The sequence below is a fragment of the Escherichia sp. 10290 genome (assembly GCF_030295155.1).
In the GTDB taxonomy this organism is placed as follows: Bacteria; Pseudomonadota; Gammaproteobacteria; order Enterobacterales; family Enterobacteriaceae; genus Escherichia; species Escherichia coli_F.
This window is the reverse complement of sequence record NZ_AP025741.1, coordinates 395,891-417,379: the sequence shown is the minus strand read 5'-3', so window position 1 is coordinate 417,379 and position 21,489 is coordinate 395,891. Positions and strand designations below refer to the sequence as shown.

The window sequence follows — 21,489 nt, the reverse complement described above, 5'->3', positions numbered from 1 at the left end:
ATGGACAGGTCAGAATCAGGTGAGGGTGTTCAGCACTTAGTTAACCGGCGTGTCAGACATGCCGTGTGGGGTCGGGTGTTTGTGCGTTCCGATTTTAACGCCATTAATGGTGACGTCAACGGAGGTAATCACACCGCCCACATGGTTGATGTTGCCTTCAAAGGTGGCGGCGTATTTCTTGCCCCCACTGATGGCCATGCCACCGTTGCCGGTGATTTTACCTTCCACCGTCAGCTTATCACTGGCCGTCAGTAACGGTGTCGTGAATGCGGCACTTTCCTGTGCCTCGACCTCATAGCGTTTGCATTTCACCCGATAAACATCACATTCATGCTCAATAACCCGTCCGCGCTTCAGTACGATTTTCGCGCCTTCGTCGGTATACAGGGCCACCTCGCCGGGTTTCAGTTCCGTCAGGCGATATGCGCCGTGCTCTGTGGCCACGACGACAGTATGGGAGGTATTACCGTTCAGCGGAACGGCAATACCCATTGAGCCGGGCGGCGGGGATGTGGTGAGGCCGTAATGCTGAAAATACTCCGCACCGTCCAGCTGTTCGCCTGCCAGCCCGTTCAGCTGAAGTAGCTGTACTTTGGTCGAACTGTCCACCGTACCGGTCACCACCCTGAACGCCTGGCGAACGGCGACCAGTGCCTGCTGTATGCGCTGATTAACCTTGTCCCACATCATTTCTCCCAGACCTTAACAATGGCGACCTCTTTTTTCTTTTTGCCCCTGCGATGATGGCGTTTCTTCTCGCGCGGGTAGGCATCAGGTATCCACACGCCATCCTCCTTAAAGCGGAGCCGGGTTGTCTGCCCGTTCCGGCCTACGCTGAACTCACGCCCCATCAGAAAAAAGATGGCATCGATGCCGTGGGGTTCGCTGACAATCCGCACCCGCTGGCCGGGCTGCCACAGAACACCATCTGCCGTGCGATGACCTGCAACCAGTGCGACGATATCCAGCCCCGACAGGCGGGCATCACTCATCATTTTTTTTGCGCGCCAGTTCACCTGCTCCAGATTGCTGGTGTCGCCCTGGGTGATTATCTGCGGGCGGTAATAATCCACGGTGGGGTCGGTGGCAACGGCTTTCATGTTATGAATGCCTGTCTGGCCACTGTCCGTATTACCGCTGTCCTGCCCGGACAATGTGCGCACGCTGCCGTCCTCGTTCCAGATATCCAGCGGCACCACGGCCACCTGTTTCTTGCTGTCTGCGCGGCGGGCGTGGCTCTGGGCCAGCACCGTTAGCTCGGAGAAACAGCCGTTAATGGACCGGGTATCGTCCAGCTCCATCACGTTGTTCCCGGTGCCGTCCAGCTTCATAATCAGTGTATCCACCGGCGTGGTGGTGTAGTCAGGGCCACCCACAACCAGCGTCCCGTCAGGCTCAAACCACGGCCATAAGCCGCGACCGGCGGCAGCTTTAGCCAGTGCATCCCACGCACGCATCCCCGGCTCTATAACGACCTTGTCATTACGTGACACACCGGACGCCTGAATACGGATGCGCTGTATCCCCAGCGGTCTGACTATCCTGTCGATGACCTCGTCCAGTGTCAGCTGGTTGGCGCTGAACACCGGTGCGGCACAGTCCACCAGGATGGCGGCATCATCACGCCCGGACAGGGTCAGCGTGCAGCTCTGACGGGATACACTGCGGCGCACGCTGTCCACGCGACCACTGAGGACCGTCTCGTCTCCCACCTGCAAACGGACCGGCGCACCCCGGACGATATCCGCCGGGAACACCTTTTCAGGCAGTCCCAGCTGAAGCTGCCAGCCGTCGGCGGCTTTCAGGAAATCGCTGTCAATACGATAACTGCTCCAGTCAGAATGCGACCTTCCGGCAATGACCAGGCTGATTTTGTCGTCGTTATTTTGCATAGGCATTAATCACCATCCCGGCGGTTATGTTGTTCGGGTCACGCAGCTGCGGATTCAGACGTTGCAGCTCTGCCGCACGGCTGTAATCACCGTACCACTGCCACGCCAGCAACAGCAGACAGCTGTCCGCCTGCACCTGTTTCTGCGTCAGCGGTGGGCGGCGAGACAGAACCAGCAGGCCGACATCCTGCACGGATGCCGCCACGTTCTTCATGCTCTGAATGATTTCCGGGTACATCAGCCCCAGCGGTGATGCGGTTTCGGTTATCCGTTCGCGTTCGCCTTCATAGCGTTCACGGAACAGCGTGATGGCGGCCTGTAAGCGGGTGCGCACATCCCCGACCAGTCGCCCGATATCCGCCGGTATAAGCTGCTCTGACTGGGCCTCATCTGACAGTATCGCCGTCGCCACGCTGGCCAGCTCTGAGGCTGCCAGAACCGCATAAGCCGCTTTCACGTCCTGCACGTCTTCCACGGATGCATCCGGCGGAAGTGCCACAGACGGCGTTTTATCACCGCTGACCAGTGCGACCGGCAGCGCGACCAGCTCATCCATATCTGCCATCACCTCATTCCAGCAGGTCATCACTGTCGCAGAACTGGCGACGCTGTCTTCCCCGGTCAGTCCGGTCGTGGTGGCGGAATCAGTACGCTCCAGCACCGGCACCGCGTGTCCGACATCTGACGTGTGGATTTCCAGCACCTCTGCCAGCCCGCCGATGAACTTTCCGGGTTCGCTGGCCAGTGACATCATATTGTCGATGGATGAGAGAAAATCGCTTTTGAACGTCAGCAGGGTATTCACCAGCGTGGCGCGTACCGTCTGGATTTTTTTAATCACGCTGTTAATGGTCTTTAAAGGGGCCGTAACAGCGTCAAATAATTCGCTTAACTGTGCCAGTAACTTATCCAGTTCTTCAAATAACTGCTGTGCAAACAGCTCCGGTAACGGAGTGCTGAACAACGCGCTGCCGGTGCGGTTCTCCAGAAAACTCATGTCGATGGTGCAGCTGTCCGGGCTTTCTGCGTCATGGCGGATGCTGTAGCCGGTCACAATCACCGACGGTACGGAGCCGTAAACCGGGTGAATCAGCTCACCATCACCGCCTTTATCCAGGGCGGCGATCAGCTTTTCAAGTTTATATTCGTAATACTCCCCCCACAGGAACGCCGTCATGCGGAACGGTCGCGCCTTGCGTCCGAGGTCGTGCAAATCCGCCCCGTCAACAAACGGGTATTCATAGACCGCATGGTCGCGGCTGATTTGTTCATCCGTGTTCAGTACATCAAACTGCACGCCACGAAAGGAGGCGTTTTGCAGGTTTTCAGCCCAGCCCATCAGTAAGTTCCTCCCGTGCCTCTGTTGCCGTCCTGAAGGTTGTATTTGTTCACTGCCTCCGCCACGACCTGACCATCGAGCACCAGTTGTGTGGTGAAATTAATGGGGCTGGCAGGTGGTCCCCAGTGCGTGAGGTATTCCGGCTGGGTGATGCGTCCGGGTTGCTTTGATGCTGATTCAGGCGTTGTGTTTCCGGCGGCTGTGTTCACCTGCTCCGGTGATGGCAGAGCATCAGCTGCGGCTTTCAGCTCATTATCCCGTTTAAGCATTCCTTCACGGGTAAAGAACAAGGAGCCATCGTCTGCAAAAAACAAACCATGATTATCTGTAAAGTTCTTGATGGTATCGCCAACAACAGCCCCATAAAGTTCTTCTGCGGCCTCATAGCCTGCGTAAATGGTTGCAATTTTTCCGGCAGCGCCCATTATTTTTCCCAGACGTCCCTGATTGCCGGAAGCGACTTCACTGATATCTTTAACTTTGGATGCAGTATCCCCAGTATCATCGGGCTTATCTGCTCCTCCGGACACTGGATTACCGGTAATAAGTTTCAGCCCCGCAAACGTGACGGCCGCTGCTGTCATCGCTTTAATGGCTGTGGTAGCTGTCACCACTGCTGTGGTCAGCCCCGGAAATTTTTCACCCGCCCAGCTTATGGCATCGGCCACAGTCCCGGATGCATCAGCCAGTTTTTTCACACCATCCATTTGTGAAAATTCAAGCGTGTTTTTAGCCTGTTCGGTTTTAAAGTCATTGAGGCCGGATATGAAGTTAAAATCCACATCACCCGCGCGCTGACCTTCCGGCAGGGTGCGCTGCTGATTAACCGCATCTTCAACCTTCTTGCGGTATTCAGGGTTGTTACGGTAAGCCAGCAACGCTTTTAACGCCTGTTGGTCTGCAACCAGTTTCCCGACACCAAAGCCTTCAAGGAGTTTTGCCATCGAATCGTAAACAGCCGTCTGCTCACCTTTATCCCGGGCGGAGGCCAGTTTCTTTTGCAACTCCTGAAAGCGTTTATCGCTGGCAACGATTTTGTCTATCAGGCTGGACAGCGCATCTATCGGATCAAGCCCATGCTCGCGCGCCTGAACCAGCGTACCGGAAAAATCAATTCCTTTACCGTTGTAATCAATGCTCTTTGCCGCTGTTTCAATATCGTGGCTGGTCAGTTTAGCCAGCAGGTTAAACACGTTATTTCCGGCCTCATCACTGCTTCCCGCCGTGATGGCAGCAGCTTCATTCAGTGCCAGAATCTTGACGAAATCATCTTTGCCTTTCATCCCCGCAGCTGACGCTGACCCCAGTTGCGAAGATAACCATCGGGCCATGTCGCTCAGTTCAAAGCTGCCTTCTTTGCCCGCTGCAATTGCCATATTCAGAACGGTGGAAATATCTTCATCCCTGAATCCAAAAGTCTTTTTGCCCTTAAGCATCACATTAGCCAGGTCTGTCGCTGATGCACCGGAAGCCGTGGCGTATTTCATCAGTTCAGGCAGCCACTTGCTGGCTGTGTCAAATGAAATACCGCCATCTTTCAGCAGGGCATCCAGTGTTTCGGCTGCATCCTCTTTTGTGCCGCCACCATAGGTCACCGCGTTACGGATGCTGCTTTTCATCTGCTCAAGACCGGCTTTGCGCCCCTCCAGTCCGCCATCACTGAAGGCGGTATTGGCCATCATTGCCAGCTGGCGTTCGTAGCTCATCTGCTTTTTGACCGGCTGCGCCATAATGGCAGCACCTGCCGCGATACCACCACCTATTGTCACGGCATTCCCGCCAAATGCTGCCGCACGTGCAAAACGCCCCGGCTCCGGGATAACAGGTGTTTTCGCCATCTTCATCTGAGCCTGAGTGACGCCATCCAGTTCACGCTTGAGTGCCCGGGCTTTTTCCCGGGCGGCCTGCATGGCGCGCTCCTGCTCCTGCGCAGATTCAAAACCGGCGCGGGCCAGACGGTTATAGCTGGCAACTGTCTGATAAATTTCACGCCGGATTTCACGTTCTGCACGAATACCGAGCGTTTCCCGGGCACGGGCGGCACGCTGTATCTCTTTTGCGGCCTTTTTCGTGCTGTTAATGCTTTCCTGCTCGGTACGCTTCTGCTCTGCGCCTGCCTTCCGTGTTGCCTTTGTTACACCTTCGGTGGCTTTGATAACCTGTTTTTGTCCCTTTTCCAGAACCTGCGAGGCTTCGTCCTTCGCAGTCAGGGTCATGCCAACTTTGAAATTACCGGCCATTTTTCTGCTTACCTTTTCTGCGTTTCTTTCTGAGGGATTTAAATGACTGGCGGGTGGTCTGTGAGGTGTCCTTTCTTCCTGAACCGCCGCCGTTCAGCCTGTCAACGGCGGCAAGCCAGCCGTCCAGCTCGGGACGGCTCATGGTCATGATTTGCTCTTCGGTTATTCCGTAGCGCCCGAGGATAAGGACTGCGAGCCGGAGTCCGGCGAGCCGGGATTCCCGCCGTTCCGCTTTACCTTCAGGACGTTGCGTGATGCCAGCAGAATATTAAAATCGTCCGGCGTCATGTTGTCGTGCAACAGATCCGCCGTCAGTTCTTCCTGCGGGATATCCCCAAGACGGACCAGCGTTGCCGCCATCACTGCGCAACGGTAGTAATAATCTGCCGCGAAGCCGTCCACCGTCTGAAAGCGTTCTTCGGTTTCTTCCAGTGCCTGCCCGTTATCACGCATGACCGGCAGACGCAGCTCAAAGTTTTTATGAACGGTGCCGTTAAATACCACGCCATCAGACAGTTCGCCGGTCTGTGTATTAATCAAAGTCATCCTGTCACCTTCCTGAGTGCAGCCATTTTGATATCAATTTTCGCTTCACTGTCGACGGTGTATTTCTCACCCACTTCAACAGTGAAGCAGTCCAGATAGGAGGTGCGCTTGCCGCTGTTGCTGAGCGGATAAATTGAAATTTTCACACCTTCCAGATTTTCCCAGTCCGGCTCGTTGGTATCAGGGATAACCGCCGAAACTGAAATATCGTAAGTGGCAATGCCACGGGCAAAGCCTTTTGCCCTGCCAGTTTTGTTCATGGTCTTGACCAGCTTTCGCCCGGTGTTGATCTGAACATCGAAGTCGGTGATCTCGATTTCCTGGCTGTCCACCTCCAGCACAATCGAGCCGACATATTCTTTAATGGACATTTACCGCGCTCCTTACAAAATCATGTCGATGCGACCGGCAAACACATGCAGGCCGTTAACCACATCCGCCGGAACCACGCAGTCGAGACGGTTTGCATCTTTCCCGTTTCGCTGAACGCGCAGCTTTGCCTTGTTCGCTTCCACGTTCTCCAGAATTTCCGCTTCCTCCAGCTTAATCAGCACGTCATACAGTTCGCTTTCCACTTTTGCGATAGTGCGGGTGCTGAGTTTTTCGCGCGGGAAGCGAAGGCTGATGCGTTCGCGGCACGCCTTGCGGGTGTAGTCCAGCGTTCTGATGGACGTGATATCCAGTAACGAGACGTCAGTCACGCCCTGTGCGTTAACCGTGTACGTACTGACCGCACGCACAATCTGCACCGTGTTACCCGGGCCAACCTCAACCGGCGTCAGGCCGTTATGCAGGGCGTTTTCCTGCTCGTTACGGCTTTCACGCTGTGACATGGCGACCACATCCAGCCCGGACAGCGCCAGCGAGTTCAGCGGACGCGCCGGGTCTTCCTCGCCCGCCATCACAGCGCCGTAGATGGCAGCCAGTACCGCTGGCAGCTTCACGGAGCCGCGATACCAGGGGACGGACACGCGCCCGCTGTTCACACCGGCTGCCAGGGTGATCCCGTTTCCGAGACTGCCCGTCCAGCCCGCACAGCCAATCGCGCCGCGCTGTTCCATCGCGTTCCCGGTTTTCTCCAGATGCTGCTTCAGGGCGGCAAGGGCTGGCGTGGTACTGAACGGACAAATCAGAATGTTGTGACCGGCGGCAAAGACCGCATCCAGTGCGGGCTGAATATCCGGGTCCATTTCACCGTTCGCCATCGGCGTGGCGCTCACGGTCAGACCACCTGCCGTGGTGGATGCTGACAGGGTAATGTCATTCCCCCAGGCTCCTTTGGTCCGGGTGGTCACCGTCAGCTGAGAGGCTTCTGATTTGTATTCCCCCGTGACCAGAAGCGATGGCGTCTGCGTCATTGCCTCCACCAGTGCAGGAATGATTTTCGACGGTTCATCGCCGGTTTCCACATCCACCGTGACCTGCTCACCAGCAACCCATACCGACAGTGTGCCGCTGCTGATTGCCGTACCGCTGACGGTAACCGCGCCGGTTGCTGCCTTTCCTGCGCCACTGTCTGCAATACCGATAACATCCAGTTGCAGATAGCTGTTGGCATTAATAGCCGCGCGCGCCATTGCAGCGGCCAGCGAACCGGCCCCGAAATACAAATCCGCTTCGTCTTCGGAATACACGGAAACCGCATTCAGGGGCGTGGCGGTGCCGCCTGACAGCATCGGGCCAATCACCAGAACACGCTGTTCGTTACCCGGCAGCGTGTTAACGGCCAGCCGGGTATTGAACTCAAAATGCACACCGGGCTTACGGATGCCGCCCGAAATGGTGTCAAACTGAATTTCACTCATCGGAATCCACCTGTTTCTCTCTCTTCGCCTTCGCTTTTACCTGCACGGCGTCCTGTTCAGCCGTCACGGTGGTTTCAGGCTCATCCTTCACCAGAATCAGGTCACCGTCCTGAACGGCGCGCCGGTAATAAGCGGTGTTCTCAACGGTCACTGCTTCCGTGGTGATGTATTTCCGGGCGTTATCCTCCATCGGGAACTTCATCCCGGGAGCCGCCTTAACCTTCATTTTGTTCATGCTGTTGCTCTCTTAATTCAGTCAGCCCTGATATTTCAGCGTCGCTGTCCTGCATCTGGTACAGGATGCCAAGGTTCAGCAGTTCCGGGTCAGGGTCTGACAGCCTGCCGTGGTAGCGGTTGAAGAGGCGGTCCGCTTCTGCGCCGCGCTCCGGCCATTTGCCGTTCTCCAGCGCGTGCTCCACCCAGCGGGTATCGAACTCACAGGCAAATACGGACATTGCCCGCTCTGCCACGCCGGTGTTAAACAGCGTCCTGACCCGCCCGGGTTCGAAATAATCAATCTCCAGCCCCAAATCCTGACCGGTCAGCAGACGGCGGACGGATTCAACCAGCAGGTTTGTCCCGACTTCATCCCGGACGGTGCCTCCCTGTCTGGCGCTCTGTTCGCTGCGGGTGTTGTAATCACCCACCACAACCACAAAGCGTCCGGTGGCAATGTATTTCCGGCGTGACGTGGAATAGCGTTCGGTTTTCACGATGCCGCCGAACGTCACCCAGGCTGCCGGAAGGCTGCGAACAATCCGGCCCGGGTCTTCATCCAGTTCACCGGCATAGGTGCGGACATCCTGCACCATATGCCCCAGACCACAGCGCAGACGCTCAACCAGCGCCCGTTCAATTTCAGTAATCAGAATGCACCTCCCCGCGTGGACTCACGCCCGAACTGACGGGAGCCGGAGCGGATACGCACCTGTGACGATGACTGGATCACGCTGCCGGACGTATCCCGTCCGAGGTTGATTTGTCCTGCCGCGACTTTCTCCAGAAAGCGGATGGCGTCCCGGTAGCGCATCTGAATTTCTTCTGAGCAGATACGGTAATCGGTCGCCAGGTGATAACGGGCGATATCGCAGCAGTAACCCACCAGAATCCCCGGGCTGTCAGGCCACGGGGTCCGGTAACGCCCCACCAGATAGCCATCAATCTGGGCACTGGCACGCGCAAGCGCGGAGGCCAGCTTTTCTTCGTCGATGAATCCCGTCATGTCTTCATCCGTCAGTGTGCGTGCCTCGCGTTCACTGAACGCCCTGATGAACTGTTCCGGTGTGGCGTAAGACATGGGTTACTTCTCCTTTTTGTCCGCTTTTTGTGTTTTCTGTGCGGCGTTCAGCCGTGCGGTCAGTTCACTGACTTTCTGGCGCTCTTCTTCCAGTTGCGCCGTCAGTTCGCTGACTTTCTGACGCTCGGCATCAAGCTGTGCGGCCAGTTCATCACCCCGGAGCGCGTCGTTCTGGCCGGACGCTTTATCGCGCTCCACCACAATCAGCATGGGGTCAGCCTTCAGCACCGCCAGCTGTTCCGGGGTGAACGCATCCGCAGGCCATGCCTTCGTGGTTGCACTGTGCGCCACACCGCAGCGGCGAAAACCTTCACGGCGGGCGGTAATTTCAATCACCTTTTCCATGCATTACTCCGTCGTACCATCAGAACCAAATGCCATCTGCCAGAAGCCGTAACCGCCGTTACAGCGCGCTTCGGCACCAAACAGGAACTTCTTACGCGCGAACACGTTGTCGCTGCTGTAGTCCGTCTGCTCCACAAAAACAGGCTTTTTACGCAGCTGATAAATCAGCGGTTTCACCGGTTTGGTGGTGTCAAACAGGAACCATGCAGAATCCGACGCCAGCTCCGGCATCACCAGCACGTCGGCGGTGTTGCGGTACGGGTTCGGCGTACCGTCCGGGAACTTCTCGGCGGTCATCAGGTAGTTCGCGTCATCTTCCAGCGCCGGTGGCACAACCAGCAGATTCGGGCGAATTTTAAGGGATGCGCCTTCGTCATCTTTCAGGCTGCGCATGGATGTACGGGCGGCACCGTAGGAGGCTTTCGCCTCGGCAAGCGAGCCAACTTTGAGTTTTTTGGTGCCTTTGTTGGACACCGATTTACCGGCGACCAGGTGGTCGGTATCAAAGAACGGCTGGCCGTCGTAACAGGGATTGGTAAAACCGTTACTGATAAGGGACGCCACAATATCTGCTGGTAGCTCTGCCGCCGACTGTCCGGCCCCTTTCGCCTGAAGGGCATAGCCCATAATCTGGTCGTCCTCGATGTCGTTACGATCGACTTCAACCGTGGCTTCCCAGTCCTTGTTACGGATGGTGTAGTTAAATGCCGCCAGTGATTTAACGACCTTGTCACCAATCCACTCGCGCATTTTCGGGAAACGACTTAACCAGCTGTAGTCGTTCTCCTTGCCGTTTGATGGCACTTCCATTGCCACCTTCTGCCAGTCAGTTGGTGACTGGTCGAAGGCTTTCTGGAAGGTGGCCTTCAGATTGATAAAAATCTGTTTGACGTTTTTAACGTTGACTATCACGTTTTGCTCCTTAACTGAAATGAACCCAGACGCCATCGTCACCGATGCCGATTATTTTCCCGGCGACAGGGCGGGCGCTGCTGTTGTCGGTTTTTGCCACGGTCACGCTGTCTTCCACGTAGCACACCTTGCCGACCTGCGATTGCGTGACCGGGTCTGAGGTGCTGTTCGCCATCAGAAAGGCTTTGCCGCAACGCACCAGAACGGTGGCGTCGCCATCGCTGCCGGTGCTGTTATCCACCCAGCCATCAGACACGCCCAGCGTAATCTGTGAGGCCGTGGCACTGGCCGGAACGGCATAACCGGATGCGTTAACGGCCACCATATGGCCGCCAAAAATTTCGGTCGCAGCGGCAACCGGCACCGGGTTCAGCTCGCCGTCACGATAGGGGGTATTGCGATCCATTTACTTGTCTCCTGCGTAACGGGCGACATCCTCTGGATCAACGCCCATCATTGAACAAATGGCGATATCGACATCGATGTCATCACCGGTTTTAATCTGCGCCGGGGCAGGCGACGGCGTTTGGGGTGGTTTACCGCCGGTCTGGGTCTGACTGAGTGCAACAAGTTTTGGTGCGTTATCCAGCCAGGACTTAAAGCCGTTGATATCGCGGCTGGCGTAATCTTTCGCCCAGTCTTCCTGCGCCGGAAGCAGTCGCCCGTCAGACAGCGCCGCCTGAATCAGTGCCCCGGCTTCGGCCTCACCGGACTGTTGCGCCAGTGCGGCATAACGCCCCTGAAGTTCTTCAAAGGCCGCAAGGGAAATGTGTTTTGACGGGTCATAGGCACTGGCTGACAGGCTGGCGATTTGCTCGTCTTTCTGATTCAGCAGGGCCAGCAGGCTGACGGATGCCGCCGCCGTTCCCTGACCGTTCGAAATCATGTCAACGACCTTTTGCAGCTCGTTTTTGATATCTTCCGCCGTTGAGGTAACCGGGAGGTTAAGCATCCAGCGCAGACTGGACAGCAAGTCGTTTAACAGTTCTTCATCCACCGTTGTGTTCTCCGTTTCAGTTGACAGACTCGCCAGACGGCTGGCCGCAGCCAGCATGACCGCGTCCATACCGTCGAGCGCCGGGGTATTGGTCAGCGCAGCATGTAACAGCTCCAGCACTTCGCCGCGCTTGTTGTAGGCAAAAACAGGGGAAATAAATTTGTACTCACCGGCGGCAATCATGGCCACCGCGTTATCCGTCCACTCCACACCGGTGGCATACAGGCCCGCGCCTTCTCGCCATTCCACCTGGCTGAACCAGCCCGCCGCCGGGGCGGGCTTGCCGTTGTTTACGGCGCGCAGCGTCTGATGTTCGTAATCAATGACAAAAGGCGTGGTACGGGCGGCCACCTGCGCGACAAGCTGCGCGGCCAGTTCAGCGGTCAGCACCCATTTACCGCTTTCGACTTCATCGGTATGTGGGCGACCATCCACCGCGCTGAACTCGCCCGCCGGAAACAGCTGGATTTCGCTGTGGGTTGCTTTAGTAATTTCGAGGCTTAACGCCGCAATGTTCAGTTTCATACGCGGCATGATGACGGAAGGGGAACACGGGGTACTGTGGAGGGTGTTCAGCACCCAGCCATAACGCGAAAGGATAAAAGGGGAAATAAAACCGTTTTTAAAACCCTTTTAAAAACGATTCTGACAGCATTTACGGGGTGCGGTGCTGTAATGCCTCATCCGTGAGGCGTTTATGTTGCCACAGACGATTACAGCGCGTTTGTGGTCATTCAGTCAATCACACGCGCAAAATAGCGGTTTGCGGTGTTCTCCAGCTCGTCGATGTCGTCCTGTACAAGCTGAAGGAAGGGGCGCGCGGGCATGTTGACCGTATACGCTCCGACCGTTGCGCTCTGCACAAAATTACTGTTGCGCTTTTTCACAAAGCGGGTGCTGACGCTGCCGTTTTTGTACTGTTTAAAATACAGGTTCTGCGTCCGTGCCTGATGGCGGATTTCGCCGCCTTCGTTGTGGATACGGGCATAACGGACGTTTGTCCCGACCGTGGCCTCGTTATTGTTAACCGCAGAGCGGATACTGGCAGCCAGTCGCCCGGATTTCTGAAGGATTTGCCCGGGGCCGCGCCGTTTCGCATAAGCCGGACTCCAGCCCATCCATTTCGGGCGCCCCTGTTGTTCAAAGTTAGTCTCAACCGCATCCAGCATGGAACCCGCAAGTGCCGTCATCAGATCGCGCCGGTCCTTCACGGAACGAATCAGTTTCCCCAGCGTGGTGTTATACGCGCTTAAATCAATCTTAATATCCAGTTTACCGTTGCTCATGATGCCTCCGGGGTATCCTGCATAACCCAGTCTGTCAGCACGTCATCCTCAACCGTCGCCACTGACCAGCGGTCGCCCGACTGTAACGCATACCGCCACGCGTTGCCGTCCTGCGTGACATGCTCCGCCCGTTCGATGGTCTGCTGCATCAGCACATAGTCGGCGGCGGCCGGGGGCGTGTCTGTTGCACTGAGGCGCTTCATAACGTCAGCCGTAAGGTTTACCGTCTGCCGTGCAGCGCCCGTGGCGGCGACCTGTTCCGGTGAACGGATGGCCAGCGGATATCGCTGGCGCGCATCCAGTTCGCTGACGTTCGCCAGTCCCCGGGCAAAATCCGGCCCGGTCAGAGTGCCGGTGACATACTGGCGGGCACTGCGGTAATCATATTTCTCCAGTTCCGGCTGCCATGCCACCCGACCGGGATTAAATCCGAAGCCCGGGTCGGCGGTATACACGGAGCCGTCCGGCATCTTCAGTCCCATTGTTCTGATGGTCAGGCCCGGCTGGCCATATTCCTGCTCAACCTCAACCAGTCGCCCCTCGCTGCTCTGCACCGTCAGGCCATATTTCTCCACATCAGACGCCGAACGCGCCCGGATACGGCAGCGGCATCCGTACCCGTCAGGGGCGTAGAAATACTCCCAGACCGGGTCATCCGCCCGGGCGGTAAAGCCGTTCAGGGCGGCGTGTTTCGGGCGTGTGTGAAGGTCCATCACCGCCACGCGCTCAAAATAAGGCCGGTCGGCCACGTTCGCCATCTGTTGCTGATAACGTCCGGCGTTGTAGGACGACTGAATGTTGGTATCAAATATCGTGCGCAACCGGCGCGGCGTCAGCTGTCTGCCGTGCAGTTCGCCGGTGTCCTCGTCCACAATCAGTTTTTTACCCAGCCAGCCTTTTTTCTCCAGCAGTGGCTCCAGTTGTGCAGCAAACTCCCGGAACGTCCCGCCGTCAGCCAGTGCGGCCGTCAGGCCATCACGGATATCCTTCAGCACATCCAGTTTCAGCACGCCAGCCACCGTGAACGCCCGGGCGTTGGCGATATCCTTCACATCGTGCCAGCGGAAGCCGATAACGTATCCCTTACTTTCGAAATACTTAATCGCTTCTTCCGGTTTCAGTGTGTACGCATACCCCAGGTCAACATCGTCAGCTGTCGGCATTCAGTCGCCCCCAGATATCCGCCACAAAGAATGCCTGCGCCAGCAACTGCCGCAGTGTGTCATCCGGCAGCTCCGTCCATGCATCCGCCAGTACGTTCATGACCTCGTCTGCATTCCGGCCTTCCTGTATGGCCTGCACCAGCGGGGCCACCAGTTCGTTCATTCCCTGCGCGATGGCCTCTGCCGGAAGTGCTGCCCGGTCGATGGCGCGCTGTGCCGGGTCGTCCTCCCCGTTGTCCTGCTGACTGAGTGCGGCAACATTCATCCGCTCACGCAGCTGGCTGAGACCGGCCTGCACAGGGAGACGCTGTGCCACCGGAACCAGTACCTCTTCGCCGTCTTTCGGGGTGGGGATACCGGTTTTTTTGCGCACCCACGACACCGGGATATCCTTCATTCCCACATTGTTGACCAGCACACTGACGGCTTCCGCCACCCCCTTAATGTCGGCTTCCTGCTGCACATCAAACACCAGACGCGGCAGACGGCGTGGCGGGATATCCTGCCAGCCGTTGAGGCTGGCCATCATCTGTATCAGGCTGCTGAACATGCCGGACAGCTGGCGCGCATCGGCGGCCAGAATGTCGTGCCGGACCTCGTTATGCACATTACCCAGCGCGTTGGTGGAGGTTTTACCGTCAGCCTGGCTGGTCAGCGTACTGCCCAGAATCACTTTTGAGGTGGTACGCTCCGCCCATTCCACCATCGACATGAACGCCTCCGGCCCACCGGACGCGGCTTCCTTGAACTCGATTTCGTTACCCTGCGGCAGGGCTGCCACCGCTTCATGGCCCAGATTAACCAGGGCTTCGAGAATGTTGTCCCGGTCTTCGTCACTGGTGCCCTGTGCATAGTACGCAATGCGCGCCGGAAGGCCGTAAATCTCCAGAAATTCCGCCATATCACGCAGCGCGAAGTTTTTGAACAGATACGGCCAGACCAGTACGCGGAACAGGCCGGATGAACCCAGGAACCCCGACCGGGCGTTGTAACGGTGAACCAGCCAGCCGAACGGCCACAGCGCGGAACCGTCTTTACCATCTTCCCCACGATTGCCGTCATCCAGCCGGAGTTCGTCATTGTGTTCCGGCAGGGTAATAAACCAGTTATGCGGTCGCAGCGTCACCGCATCCGGTAACCACGTTTTATCCACGAACGCCCAGCTGATTTCCTGACAACTGAAACCGTAACCGACACTGCTCATCCCGTTGAGGATGATGTCCTCCATATCCGGGATACCGTGCAGCCACTCATCCACGGCGGCGGCCAGCGCCTTTTCTGCCTTCGAGGCATTGCGGGGCGGCTCCACCGACCAGTCCAGCGTCAGCAACGCTTTTTTGCGCTTTTCCATCTCGGCGAACAAATGGCCATCACGTTCTTCCATATCCGCAAACAGCATCGCCTGCGCCGGAAGATAACCGCGTTCGGCAGCTTCCAGAATGCGCGGCAGTTTTCTGATGTTCAGACCACGGGACGGGTGGTCGGGATAAATGCGCAGCCGTTCCGCCACTCTGACCGACTGCGTGGTTTTGAGTGCCTCACGTTTCAGTGGGCGTCCATAAATATCAACAAGCTGTGCCATTAATTACCATCCTCCTGAACCAAAACGCCCGCCACGGTCACGCCCGCTGCTGCGTGGGGTGTGTATCTGAAATTTTGCGCTGCGCGATACCGCCAGCGTCCACAGCATGTGCAGACAGTCCGGGCCATCATCGTGGTCGGCTTTGGGGTAGTGGCGCAGCTGGTCAATCAGTGTCTGATGTGTGTGACTGATACGAATCAGACCGTTGGCCATATGCGGCTGAAGGGATTCAATACGCAGCGCCTTATCCTCCAGCGGGATGACCGGCAGCGCCGGAACCGGCACCCCCAGCGCCGCCGAACGCTCAACCAGCACGGTACGCAGAAACTCCTGAAACTGGACGGACTCAAACGACCAGCACAGGCAGTGATATTCCCGCTGATACTTAATCACGTCTTCGATAAGTTTATTCGGCAGACGTCGGCGGATATCGGCTTCAACCACATCCAGAATGCCGGTAAAACGGTTAAAGCCCCCCACGAGAATGGCCGACGGGTCGCGGTTTTTATTCTTCTTCCCGAGGCTGGGGTCAACCGCACCGTAGAACACCCATTCATCAAGACGGTTAACCCAGAAGTGAATGCAGCCCGCAAACAGCGCATCTTCACCGCTGACCGGGTCGTTCTGGTATTCAGAATCAAAGGTGTCATGGCCGTCACGGACACGAATTTTCATCAGCGCCAGCAGGGGACGCGCCGCCCATGACACCACCGACCCGGCGAGCATGTCGGCTTCGTTCTGCCGGTAAAGTGCCTCCGCTGCTTCCGGCTGTTTGTTGCGGATGAGTTCTTCCCACTCGTCCCACAGCTTCATATTGGCAGGCCACTGAATAACGGCCTTAAAGCGGGCTGTTTTCCACATCGGGTTATTGAGTGTGCGCGACAGTACGGAGTCGTAATGCAGGATGGTCCCGATATAAATAATATCGGTTTTACCGCCAGCCTCACCCAGCGGCATCACGGTTTTGGTGAGCCAGTCATGCAGCTTGTCGCGCTGCTCCGGGTTACGCACCATCTCGTCGTTCTCGATGTCGTCGAGGATAACCAGGTCAGGACGGTACGGACCGTGGCGCAGACCACGCAGTTTTTTACCACTACCGGCAACGGTCACCTTGATATTGTTGGCCGTGACGATGGTCCCCATACGCCAGACACGCCCCTGTCCGCACACCTCCGGGAAATCGTTTTTTAAACGGGGGTTAAATTCCAGTTCAGCCTTGATGGCTTCCAGCATCGGATAAGCCTGGTCGATACTGTCCATAATGATGACCGGGTAATGTTTAATGGCCCGGATAATGGTCCACAGGGTAAACAGCTGCGTCACCAGCGTGGATTTTGCTTCACCACGGGGCGCGGCGATGGCGTCGTTCTCCGGGTCCGGGCTTGCCACAACCTGTGGCAGACGGCTGAACAGGTATTTATGCAGCTCGCTTTTTGCCGGGTTGCGGACGTAGTGCGGGAAATAGTTTTCGACAAAATAATCGTAGCCCGTCACCGGGTCACAGACTGCCGCCCGGCGGGCCTGTGTGGCCTGCGGGTTAACATCGAACCCCAGACATTCAGCCTCAATGGTCTGGCGGAGGTTGGCGATGTACTCCTGTAAGCTTCTCTGAAACTCTTTAATGGAAAGTTTACGTTTTGCCACGTCACACCTGGTATACAAATATCAGACGGCCCGGAAAACCGGGCCGCTGTGGTTAACTGAAATTATCCTCAAGCTCTTTAGCGAAGCCTTCGAGCACCTCAAGAAACGGGGCATACTGTGCCGGATGACGCTCCTTGATGAACGCGCCGAGCCGCTGCACCACTTCCAGTGCCGTGGCGAGCCGGTCGGTTTCCGGCAGGATTTTTTTACTGCTGGCCACCGCCTTACTGAGACTGTCAGACAGACTCGCCAGCAGTTCGACGGACTCCTGCGGCGGGATGTCCGGGTTCTGGTTCAGCCGTTCAAGCGTCGTCTGACACTTCACCACCAGACTGATAAGCACGGTGCGGGCGACACTTTCCAGCCCGTCACCGGCGAGCGCGTGAGCGGCCCGCAGCTTGTCCCAGTCGTCACCGTTCTTCATCGCCTGCGTTTTCCAGCGCCGCGCGGTATCGTGCGGCACGGCGTACTTCATGGCGACGATATCCAGCGGAAGCTGGTCAAAGATGTACCCGTTACGGACTTTGTCCCTGATATCCTGTGACCACGCCATTAAGTGTCCTTCTGAGCCTGTTCAATCCTGCGCTGAACTTCGTCGGGATTTTCAAGAACGAACACGTTTTTCCCGGTATCCAGTTCAATGACAGTGCCATCATGTGTACCGTGCTGACGGTAAAAATGGGTGATGCGTTCAGCGAGCACCATGACAGCGCCTGCACCTCCTGAACCTGTGTATTCTGTAAATCTGATAACGCTCACTGTGCCAGACCTTCAAAAAATCAGTTCTGCGAACACTGCCGGATACCGTCGATAATCCGGCAGACCTGTGCCGCCGCGTCAAACAGCTGGCCCGCTCTGTTAATGTCAGTGCATCCCACCGGAAGCAACATCACCAGAAACAGGGCCAGAACACAGCGCACGGCTTTACGTGGCGTTCTGTGGGGCCAGTGACTTCTGTTCATAATCCCTCCCGCATCAGCGTTTTAACTGGAAATGAGGCCCGTCTTTCAGCGTTTTCCAGTCTCCGCCCCATTCGATGGCGACACCCAGCTCTGCGGCAGCCTGTTTAAAGGCTCGGGCGATTTTTTCGTATAACGGCCAGTCCCATGAAATGGTGCCACCAACGTAAGCCACGACATCAACAGCATCGCCAGTAAGGTGACGGCTGTTCATGGTCTGGCTCTTGCCTTCAGCGACAAGTTGTTTCTGACGTTCTTTCGTGCGTAAACCTTCGGTAATACCAAAATCGACGTCCGACAACGCCAGCGCACGGCGTACAACCGCCACCAGTTGTGGTTTTACGCCAGCCAGATTTTTCTCGCTACGTTGACTGAAACGGAATTTTTCCGACATATTCACCTCCGCAGTAACGAAAGGATTTTTGACAAATTCCCGTGCGCCCACACGATAAGCGCACAGAACACCAGATTCAGCGCCACAACCAGCCAGCTGGAGTGTGTGTATGTACCTGACAGCCAGCGGAACGGGATGATGATGTAGCCGAGCATCAGCCAGTACGCCAGCCAGGTAATCATCGGTTTATGCGCCGCACCGTGACGGCGATACACAAACAACCCCAGCACAATGGCGAGACACAGCCAGACATTCACGATACCGGCAAGGCTACTTTCCATTTCCACCCCCTCCGCCGCGCAGTCTGGAAAACAGGCCGAACAGCGATGAAATTTCCTGTTGATAAAGAAAGGTCAGTATCTTGATGGATAACGCCGAGACACCGACCGCACACAATGCATCGAGCGGCTTGTCGTTGTAGTGGGTCAGCCACTGCATCAGTGACGCAGCCACGCCAGCCCCCAGAACGCCAACCACAAACGCGACGAGCAGGTGGATGGCCATTCGCCACACCGGGATTTCTTTCTGTTGCGTGACAACAAAAAGCGCCCCGGCAAACGCGCCCACCACGACGCCAAAATCGGTATTGGTGAGAAGACCAAACACACTGGCACCACCGATGGTGACTGCCACAGCTCCGCCGCCTGATAAGGGTTCAGACATGAGTTTCTCCTGTAAATCTGAGCCACTGACGGCCCGTAAATAACACCCGGTCAAAGGCACAGAATGACTTTTGCCGGGCGCTATCCCTTAAGGTGCCTTGTGGTCTGAGTGGAGAGGGTAAACGGTCTGGTGTGGTGGGTACTGCTGGGGGAGTTCAGCACCCCGCCGCGGCGGGGTGCTAAATCAGAAGCGGGAAAGAGAATCCGGCGTAATAAGAGGTTTATTACAAAGCGGAGCAGAGGCGTTCGCCTTTTCCATCGCTGCGCGCATCTCGTTTTCGCTGGCGATGATGTCAGCAATGGCACACTGCAACGCTTCTTCCTGAACAACCATATCCGGTTGTTCGGCCATTCGGTTTAGCTGGCTGGCCAGATTTTTCATATAAGCGAAGCGGCGTCCGGCAGCATCCCGGGCCTGCTCTGAGTAGGCCGTATACTCGCCTGGTGCCGTATAGTTGGTCATAAGTGTCTCCTTTTTCTGAGGCCTGTTAATCAAAAAGCCCCACCTGGGTGGGGCTTTTCAGCGAAGTCTGTTTTTGTCGTCGGTGTATCAGTTGCCATGCGTACCGGTCTGAAATCCCGTAACGGGGACAGAGTAGTGCCAGCGCCTGCCGGTGTGAGCATCCGTCTTTTACATGCTGCTGTAAATCAGCCATAAAACGGGTGTTACGCAGGGCACGTAACGCATGATCGCAACGAGGAATGTAAAACGGTGCACCGCCAAGAAAGCGGATCAATTTGTTGATTTCGTCTTCGGTCAGCACGTCATGTAACAGGGCATGGACACCGCCGGTGCGTCCGGCGTGTGCGCCGGTTTTACCGCTTAACGTCACGCCACCAAAAGAACGGATTAACCGGGTCAGGGCGGGGAAGCCAATCACGCTAATCAGTTGCTGTACGGAATCGGGCAGCAGTACCTGCGCATCGCGAAGATCTGTTTCACTGAAGGTCTGCATGATGGCGTCTCCGGTAGTAACTTACTGTTATTATAGCCATACATGATCGCCTGTACAGTTCATAAAAAACCTCCGCGTTTGCGGAGGTTCCTGTTTATTCATCCCAGACATTAACAATGGCAAGGTCTTTTCTGGCCTCTATACGTTCTTTACCAAAGACGAATTGATCAAAGCAATCCATGCGATCCTGTATAAACAAACTTCTGGAACGCTCGAGAAACTGTTTGTTGTTGCCGAGGACGTTAGACCAGTAATCCTGTAGTTGAATCCCCATATTTACACAGGAACTATAAACAGGATCGAAGCCATTACCGCCAATTTTCTCTATTTGTTTATCGAATTCCTTCAGGCCTGTTATGACCTTACGCCATTTTTCAGGGTTACCGTTATTATATTCTGATGCAGCGTCTGGCATGTCATAATAGAGTTTCAGGCTTTCCCTCAGAAGTTGCTCAACCTGTGGTTTCATATCCTGATAACGTTTCAGTTCCTTTTGCGCCTGTTCCTCTGTCTGAGCCAACGCAGAACAAGAGAAAATAACCCCTACTAAACAAAACAACCATTTTTTCATCATTGATTTCTCCTTCTTGAATCTTTAACCAGCGCCACCATTACCCCAAAAAGCTGTTCATCCGTCAGCCATTCGATCACATGTTGCTTATACATGTGAGATGCCAGCCCTTCTGCATATGCCCAGGAACGACCGGCATCAGCCAGCAACGCTTCAATTTTGGATAATACTGATTTTCTGCTCATTGCAACACGGGGGCGGCGACCTTTACCGGCGGGTGCTTTGCGCGGAAATCCCTGTTCGTGCATGTATTCCCGGATGATGCGCAGTTCATCGAGGTTGCAGCGTGTGGTGCTGGTTTTACCGGTCAGGCGGGCCAGCGTCTGGCGATAAAGGACATCATCCCACCCCAGATACGCCTGACCGGCTTTAATGGCTCCGATCATCTTTTTCAGCATGTTTGTTATCCTCAAAACGCACGGTAAAACGTGAAACGCCAATCCCTGACAGGAACGCGGCGGCACGGTCAAGAGACAGCCACGTCTTGTAATCGCCACGGCGTTCCTGTAGAAAATAAGACACACCAGCGCGGCGATTCACAGCGAAGAGGTGATACACACCACCGAACCTCTGCACGACGAACTCATCCACGCCACCGCTTTCAGCCTGCTGCCGGAAGGCTGCCATTCCGATTTGTTCAATCTTCATAATGACCAAAACATCGCTTTTGGCAGACCAAAACATATATTTTGGTCTGCTATTGGTTATTATTTAATTACTTTGCGTTAGTGTGATTCTTCCAGCGGTTTTGCGCCGCGCTGGGCTTTTTGCAACAACTGTGCCCCATCACACCACGACACCCCGTCAACCTCACTCGTCTGTTACTAATCCTCAACCATCGCCAGACCCCAACACCGTTTCTGCGAGCTAACAGAATTTTTGCCTTACGGTTTTTCATC

32 protein-coding genes are annotated in these 21,489 nt (G+C 56.0%); all 32 read right to left on the bottom strand.

Going from position 1 to position 21,489, the window contains the following annotated elements:
• Nucleotides 1-36 precede the first annotated feature (36 nt).
• A complete protein-coding gene (locus QUE74_RS02020) occupies nucleotides 37-687 on the bottom strand; it encodes a phage baseplate assembly protein V (protein ID WP_286332203.1) in 651 nt (216 codons plus the stop codon).
• The gene (locus QUE74_RS02015; protein ID WP_286331891.1) at nucleotides 687-1,898 is read right to left on the bottom strand and encodes a phage baseplate assembly protein; all 1,212 of its coding nucleotides are present in this window, start codon (nucleotides 1,896-1,898) and stop codon (nucleotides 687-689) included. Before QUE74_RS02015 ends, QUE74_RS02020 begins: the two co-directional genes overlap by 1 nt.
• Nucleotides 1,882-3,231 (bottom strand): DNA circularization protein, encoded by a 1,350-nt coding sequence (locus QUE74_RS02010; RefSeq protein WP_225384826.1) that lies wholly within the window; start codon nucleotides 3,229-3,231, stop codon nucleotides 1,882-1,884. The genes QUE74_RS02015 and QUE74_RS02010 overlap by 17 nt, the downstream gene beginning before the upstream one ends.
• Nucleotides 3,231-5,471 carry a phage tail tape measure protein gene (locus tag QUE74_RS02005; protein ID WP_105282958.1) on the bottom strand — a complete coding sequence of 747 codons (2,241 nt, stop codon included), beginning with the start codon at nucleotides 5,469-5,471 and terminating at the stop codon, nucleotides 3,231-3,233. The genes QUE74_RS02010 and QUE74_RS02005 overlap by 1 nt, the downstream gene beginning before the upstream one ends.
• Nucleotides 5,461-5,619 (bottom strand): hypothetical protein, encoded by a 159-nt coding sequence (locus tag QUE74_RS02000; protein WP_000178828.1) that lies wholly within the window; start codon nucleotides 5,617-5,619, stop codon nucleotides 5,461-5,463. The genes QUE74_RS02005 and QUE74_RS02000 overlap by 11 nt, the downstream gene beginning before the upstream one ends.
• A 14-nt stretch (nucleotides 5,620-5,633) precedes the next feature.
• Complete coding sequence (locus QUE74_RS01995) at nucleotides 5,634-6,017, bottom strand: hypothetical protein (RefSeq protein ID WP_000172649.1); 384 nt, start codon at nucleotides 6,015-6,017, stop codon at nucleotides 5,634-5,636.
• Nucleotides 6,014-6,388, bottom strand: coding sequence for a hypothetical protein (locus QUE74_RS01990; protein ID WP_000023097.1), 375 nt, complete (start codon nucleotides 6,386-6,388; stop codon nucleotides 6,014-6,016). The genes QUE74_RS01995 and QUE74_RS01990 overlap by 4 nt, the downstream gene beginning before the upstream one ends.
• A 12-nt stretch (nucleotides 6,389-6,400) precedes the next feature.
• A complete protein-coding gene (locus QUE74_RS01985) occupies nucleotides 6,401-7,822 on the bottom strand; it encodes a phage tail sheath C-terminal domain-containing protein (protein WP_105282957.1) in 1,422 nt (473 codons plus the stop codon).
• Complete coding sequence (locus tag QUE74_RS01980; RefSeq protein ID WP_001371970.1) at nucleotides 7,815-8,024, bottom strand: DUF2635 domain-containing protein; 210 nt, start codon at nucleotides 8,022-8,024, stop codon at nucleotides 7,815-7,817. Before QUE74_RS01980 ends, QUE74_RS01985 begins: the two co-directional genes overlap by 8 nt.
• 13 nt (nucleotides 8,025-8,037) lie before the next feature.
• Entirely contained in the window at nucleotides 8,038-8,691 is a 654-nt protein-coding gene (locus QUE74_RS01975; protein ID WP_077788439.1) for a DUF1834 family protein, read from the bottom strand.
• The gene (locus tag QUE74_RS01970; RefSeq protein ID WP_000119402.1) at nucleotides 8,688-9,119 is read right to left on the bottom strand and encodes a gp436 family protein; all 432 of its coding nucleotides are present in this window, start codon (nucleotides 9,117-9,119) and stop codon (nucleotides 8,688-8,690) included. Before QUE74_RS01970 ends, QUE74_RS01975 begins: the two co-directional genes overlap by 4 nt.
• 3 nt (nucleotides 9,120-9,122) lie before the next feature.
• Nucleotides 9,123-9,464 (bottom strand): HI1506-related protein, encoded by a 342-nt coding sequence (locus QUE74_RS01965; protein WP_047088856.1) that lies wholly within the window; start codon nucleotides 9,462-9,464, stop codon nucleotides 9,123-9,125.
• Nucleotides 9,465-9,467: 3 nt separating this feature from the next.
• Nucleotides 9,468-10,376: a Mu-like prophage major head subunit gpT family protein gene (locus QUE74_RS01960; protein WP_047088855.1), complete on the bottom strand. Its 909-nt coding sequence runs from the start codon at nucleotides 10,374-10,376 to the stop codon at nucleotides 9,468-9,470.
• A gap of 10 nt (nucleotides 10,377-10,386) precedes the next feature.
• The gene (locus tag QUE74_RS01955) at nucleotides 10,387-10,782 is read right to left on the bottom strand and encodes a hypothetical protein (protein ID WP_042966128.1); all 396 of its coding nucleotides are present in this window, start codon (nucleotides 10,780-10,782) and stop codon (nucleotides 10,387-10,389) included.
• Nucleotides 10,783-11,898, bottom strand: a complete 1,116-nt coding sequence (locus QUE74_RS01950; protein WP_047088860.1) for a phage protease — start codon at nucleotides 11,896-11,898, stop codon at nucleotides 10,783-10,785. It lies immediately after the preceding gene.
• Nucleotides 11,899-12,107: 209 nt separating this feature from the next.
• Nucleotides 12,108-12,659: a phage virion morphogenesis protein gene (locus QUE74_RS01945; protein WP_050937630.1), complete on the bottom strand. Its 552-nt coding sequence runs from the start codon at nucleotides 12,657-12,659 to the stop codon at nucleotides 12,108-12,110.
• Nucleotides 12,656-13,822, bottom strand: a complete 1,167-nt coding sequence (locus QUE74_RS01940) for a phage head morphogenesis protein (protein ID WP_042966127.1) — start codon at nucleotides 13,820-13,822, stop codon at nucleotides 12,656-12,658. Before QUE74_RS01940 ends, QUE74_RS01945 begins: the two co-directional genes overlap by 4 nt.
• Nucleotides 13,809-15,404 (bottom strand): DUF935 domain-containing protein, encoded by a 1,596-nt coding sequence (locus tag QUE74_RS01935; RefSeq protein ID WP_097759602.1) that lies wholly within the window; start codon nucleotides 15,402-15,404, stop codon nucleotides 13,809-13,811. Before QUE74_RS01935 ends, QUE74_RS01940 begins: the two co-directional genes overlap by 14 nt.
• 3 nt (nucleotides 15,405-15,407) lie before the next feature.
• Nucleotides 15,408-17,048 carry a phage terminase large subunit gene (terL, locus tag QUE74_RS01930; RefSeq protein WP_286331890.1) on the bottom strand — a complete coding sequence of 547 codons (1,641 nt, stop codon included), beginning with the start codon at nucleotides 17,046-17,048 and terminating at the stop codon, nucleotides 15,408-15,410.
• A gap of 52 nt (nucleotides 17,049-17,100) precedes the next feature.
• On the bottom strand, nucleotides 17,101-17,601 hold the full coding sequence (locus QUE74_RS01925) for a DUF1804 family protein (RefSeq protein ID WP_000312575.1): 501 nt from the start codon (nucleotides 17,599-17,601) through the stop codon (nucleotides 17,101-17,103).
• Nucleotides 17,601-17,753, bottom strand: a complete 153-nt coding sequence (locus tag QUE74_RS01920; protein ID WP_162838175.1) for a hypothetical protein — start codon at nucleotides 17,751-17,753, stop codon at nucleotides 17,601-17,603. The genes QUE74_RS01925 and QUE74_RS01920 overlap by 1 nt, the downstream gene beginning before the upstream one ends.
• Nucleotides 17,740-17,889, bottom strand: a complete 150-nt coding sequence (locus tag QUE74_RS29525; RefSeq protein ID WP_157839881.1) for an SPASM domain-containing protein — start codon at nucleotides 17,887-17,889, stop codon at nucleotides 17,740-17,742. Before QUE74_RS29525 ends, QUE74_RS01920 begins: the two co-directional genes overlap by 14 nt.
• Nucleotides 17,828-18,010: a hypothetical protein gene (locus tag QUE74_RS01915; protein WP_042966123.1), complete on the bottom strand. Its 183-nt coding sequence runs from the start codon at nucleotides 18,008-18,010 to the stop codon at nucleotides 17,828-17,830. The genes QUE74_RS29525 and QUE74_RS01915 overlap by 62 nt, the downstream gene beginning before the upstream one ends.
• 13 nt (nucleotides 18,011-18,023) lie before the next feature.
• Nucleotides 18,024-18,401, bottom strand: coding sequence for a M15 family metallopeptidase (locus QUE74_RS01910; protein ID WP_042966122.1), 378 nt, complete (start codon nucleotides 18,399-18,401; stop codon nucleotides 18,024-18,026).
• A gap of 2 nt (nucleotides 18,402-18,403) precedes the next feature.
• The gene (locus QUE74_RS01905; protein ID WP_000445984.1) at nucleotides 18,404-18,682 is read right to left on the bottom strand and encodes a phage holin family protein; all 279 of its coding nucleotides are present in this window, start codon (nucleotides 18,680-18,682) and stop codon (nucleotides 18,404-18,406) included.
• Entirely contained in the window at nucleotides 18,672-19,064 is a 393-nt protein-coding gene (locus tag QUE74_RS01900; RefSeq protein ID WP_001372993.1) for a phage holin family protein, read from the bottom strand. The genes QUE74_RS01905 and QUE74_RS01900 overlap by 11 nt, the downstream gene beginning before the upstream one ends.
• Before the next feature lie 183 nt (nucleotides 19,065-19,247).
• Entirely contained in the window at nucleotides 19,248-19,526 is a 279-nt protein-coding gene (locus QUE74_RS01895; RefSeq protein WP_042971158.1) for a hypothetical protein, read from the bottom strand.
• Between the two features lie 25 nt (nucleotides 19,527-19,551).
• On the bottom strand, nucleotides 19,552-20,019 hold the full coding sequence (locus QUE74_RS01890) for a Mor transcription activator family protein (RefSeq protein ID WP_047087262.1): 468 nt from the start codon (nucleotides 20,017-20,019) through the stop codon (nucleotides 19,552-19,554).
• Between the two features lie 94 nt (nucleotides 20,020-20,113).
• Nucleotides 20,114-20,593 (bottom strand): hypothetical protein, encoded by a 480-nt coding sequence (locus QUE74_RS01885; protein ID WP_042970930.1) that lies wholly within the window; start codon nucleotides 20,591-20,593, stop codon nucleotides 20,114-20,116.
• Entirely contained in the window at nucleotides 20,590-20,988 is a 399-nt protein-coding gene (locus QUE74_RS01880) for a gp16 family protein (protein WP_047087260.1), read from the bottom strand. Before QUE74_RS01880 ends, QUE74_RS01885 begins: the two co-directional genes overlap by 4 nt.
• A complete protein-coding gene (locus tag QUE74_RS01875) occupies nucleotides 20,960-21,238 on the bottom strand; it encodes a hypothetical protein (RefSeq protein WP_021564522.1) in 279 nt (92 codons plus the stop codon). The genes QUE74_RS01880 and QUE74_RS01875 overlap by 29 nt, the downstream gene beginning before the upstream one ends.
• Nucleotides 21,239-21,305: 67 nt before the next feature.
• Nucleotides 21,306-21,488 carry a hypothetical protein gene (locus QUE74_RS29420; protein WP_071940939.1) on the bottom strand — a complete coding sequence of 61 codons (183 nt, stop codon included), beginning with the start codon at nucleotides 21,486-21,488 and terminating at the stop codon, nucleotides 21,306-21,308.
• Nucleotide 21,489 lies beyond the last annotated feature (1 nt).

Coding starts and splice junctions, on each gene's coding strand:
- QUE74_RS02020 (WP_286332203.1), bottom strand. CDS start 687: ATGTGGGACAAGGTTAATCAGCGCATACAGCAGGCACTGGTCGCCGTT.
- QUE74_RS02015 (WP_286331891.1), bottom strand. CDS start 1,898: ATGCCTATGCAAAATAACGACGACAAAATCAGCCTGGTCATTGCCGGA.
- QUE74_RS02010 (WP_225384826.1), bottom strand. CDS start 3,231: ATGGGCTGGGCTGAAAACCTGCAAAACGCCTCCTTTCGTGGCGTGCAG.
- QUE74_RS02005 (WP_105282958.1), bottom strand. CDS start 5,471: ATGGCCGGTAATTTCAAAGTTGGCATGACCCTGACTGCGAAGGACGAA.
- QUE74_RS02000 (WP_000178828.1), bottom strand. CDS start 5,619: ATGACCATGAGCCGTCCCGAGCTGGACGGCTGGCTTGCCGCCGTTGAC.
- QUE74_RS01995 (WP_000172649.1), bottom strand. CDS start 6,017: ATGACTTTGATTAATACACAGACCGGCGAACTGTCTGATGGCGTGGTA.
- QUE74_RS01990 (WP_000023097.1), bottom strand. CDS start 6,388: ATGTCCATTAAAGAATATGTCGGCTCGATTGTGCTGGAGGTGGACAGC.
- QUE74_RS01985 (WP_105282957.1), bottom strand. CDS start 7,822: ATGAGTGAAATTCAGTTTGACACCATTTCGGGCGGCATCCGTAAGCCC.
- QUE74_RS01980 (WP_001371970.1), bottom strand. CDS start 8,024: ATGAAGTTCCCGATGGAGGATAACGCCCGGAAATACATCACCACGGAA.
- QUE74_RS01970 (WP_000119402.1), bottom strand. CDS start 9,119: ATGTCTTACGCCACACCGGAACAGTTCATCAGGGCGTTCAGTGAACGC.
- QUE74_RS01965 (WP_047088856.1), bottom strand. CDS start 9,464: ATGGAAAAGGTGATTGAAATTACCGCCCGCCGTGAAGGTTTTCGCCGC.
- QUE74_RS01955 (WP_042966128.1), bottom strand. CDS start 10,782: ATGGATCGCAATACCCCCTATCGTGACGGCGAGCTGAACCCGGTGCCG.
- QUE74_RS01950 (WP_047088860.1), bottom strand. CDS start 11,898: ATGAAACTGAACATTGCGGCGTTAAGCCTCGAAATTACTAAAGCAACC.
- QUE74_RS01945 (WP_050937630.1), bottom strand. CDS start 12,659: ATGAGCAACGGTAAACTGGATATTAAGATTGATTTAAGCGCGTATAAC.
- QUE74_RS01940 (WP_042966127.1), bottom strand. CDS start 13,822: ATGCCGACAGCTGACGATGTTGACCTGGGGTATGCGTACACACTGAAA.
- QUE74_RS01935 (WP_097759602.1), bottom strand. CDS start 15,404: ATGGCACAGCTTGTTGATATTTATGGACGCCCACTGAAACGTGAGGCA.
- QUE74_RS01925 (WP_000312575.1), bottom strand. CDS start 17,601: ATGGCGTGGTCACAGGATATCAGGGACAAAGTCCGTAACGGGTACATC.
- QUE74_RS01920 (WP_162838175.1), bottom strand. CDS start 17,753: ATGGTGCTCGCTGAACGCATCACCCATTTTTACCGTCAGCACGGTACA.
- QUE74_RS01915 (WP_042966123.1), bottom strand. CDS start 18,010: ATGAACAGAAGTCACTGGCCCCACAGAACGCCACGTAAAGCCGTGCGC.
- QUE74_RS01910 (WP_042966122.1), bottom strand. CDS start 18,401: ATGTCGGAAAAATTCCGTTTCAGTCAACGTAGCGAGAAAAATCTGGCT.
- QUE74_RS01905 (WP_000445984.1), bottom strand. CDS start 18,682: ATGGAAAGTAGCCTTGCCGGTATCGTGAATGTCTGGCTGTGTCTCGCC.
- QUE74_RS01900 (WP_001372993.1), bottom strand. CDS start 19,064: ATGTCTGAACCCTTATCAGGCGGCGGAGCTGTGGCAGTCACCATCGGT.
- QUE74_RS01895 (WP_042971158.1), bottom strand. CDS start 19,526: ATGACCAACTATACGGCACCAGGCGAGTATACGGCCTACTCAGAGCAG.
- QUE74_RS01890 (WP_047087262.1), bottom strand. CDS start 20,019: ATGCAGACCTTCAGTGAAACAGATCTTCGCGATGCGCAGGTACTGCTG.
- QUE74_RS01885 (WP_042970930.1), bottom strand. CDS start 20,593: ATGATGAAAAAATGGTTGTTTTGTTTAGTAGGGGTTATTTTCTCTTGT.
- QUE74_RS01880 (WP_047087260.1), bottom strand. CDS start 20,988: ATGCTGAAAAAGATGATCGGAGCCATTAAAGCCGGTCAGGCGTATCTG.
- QUE74_RS01875 (WP_021564522.1), bottom strand. CDS start 21,238: ATGAAGATTGAACAAATCGGAATGGCAGCCTTCCGGCAGCAGGCTGAA.
- QUE74_RS29420 (WP_071940939.1), bottom strand. CDS start 21,488: ATGAAAAACCGTAAGGCAAAAATTCTGTTAGCTCGCAGAAACGGTGTT.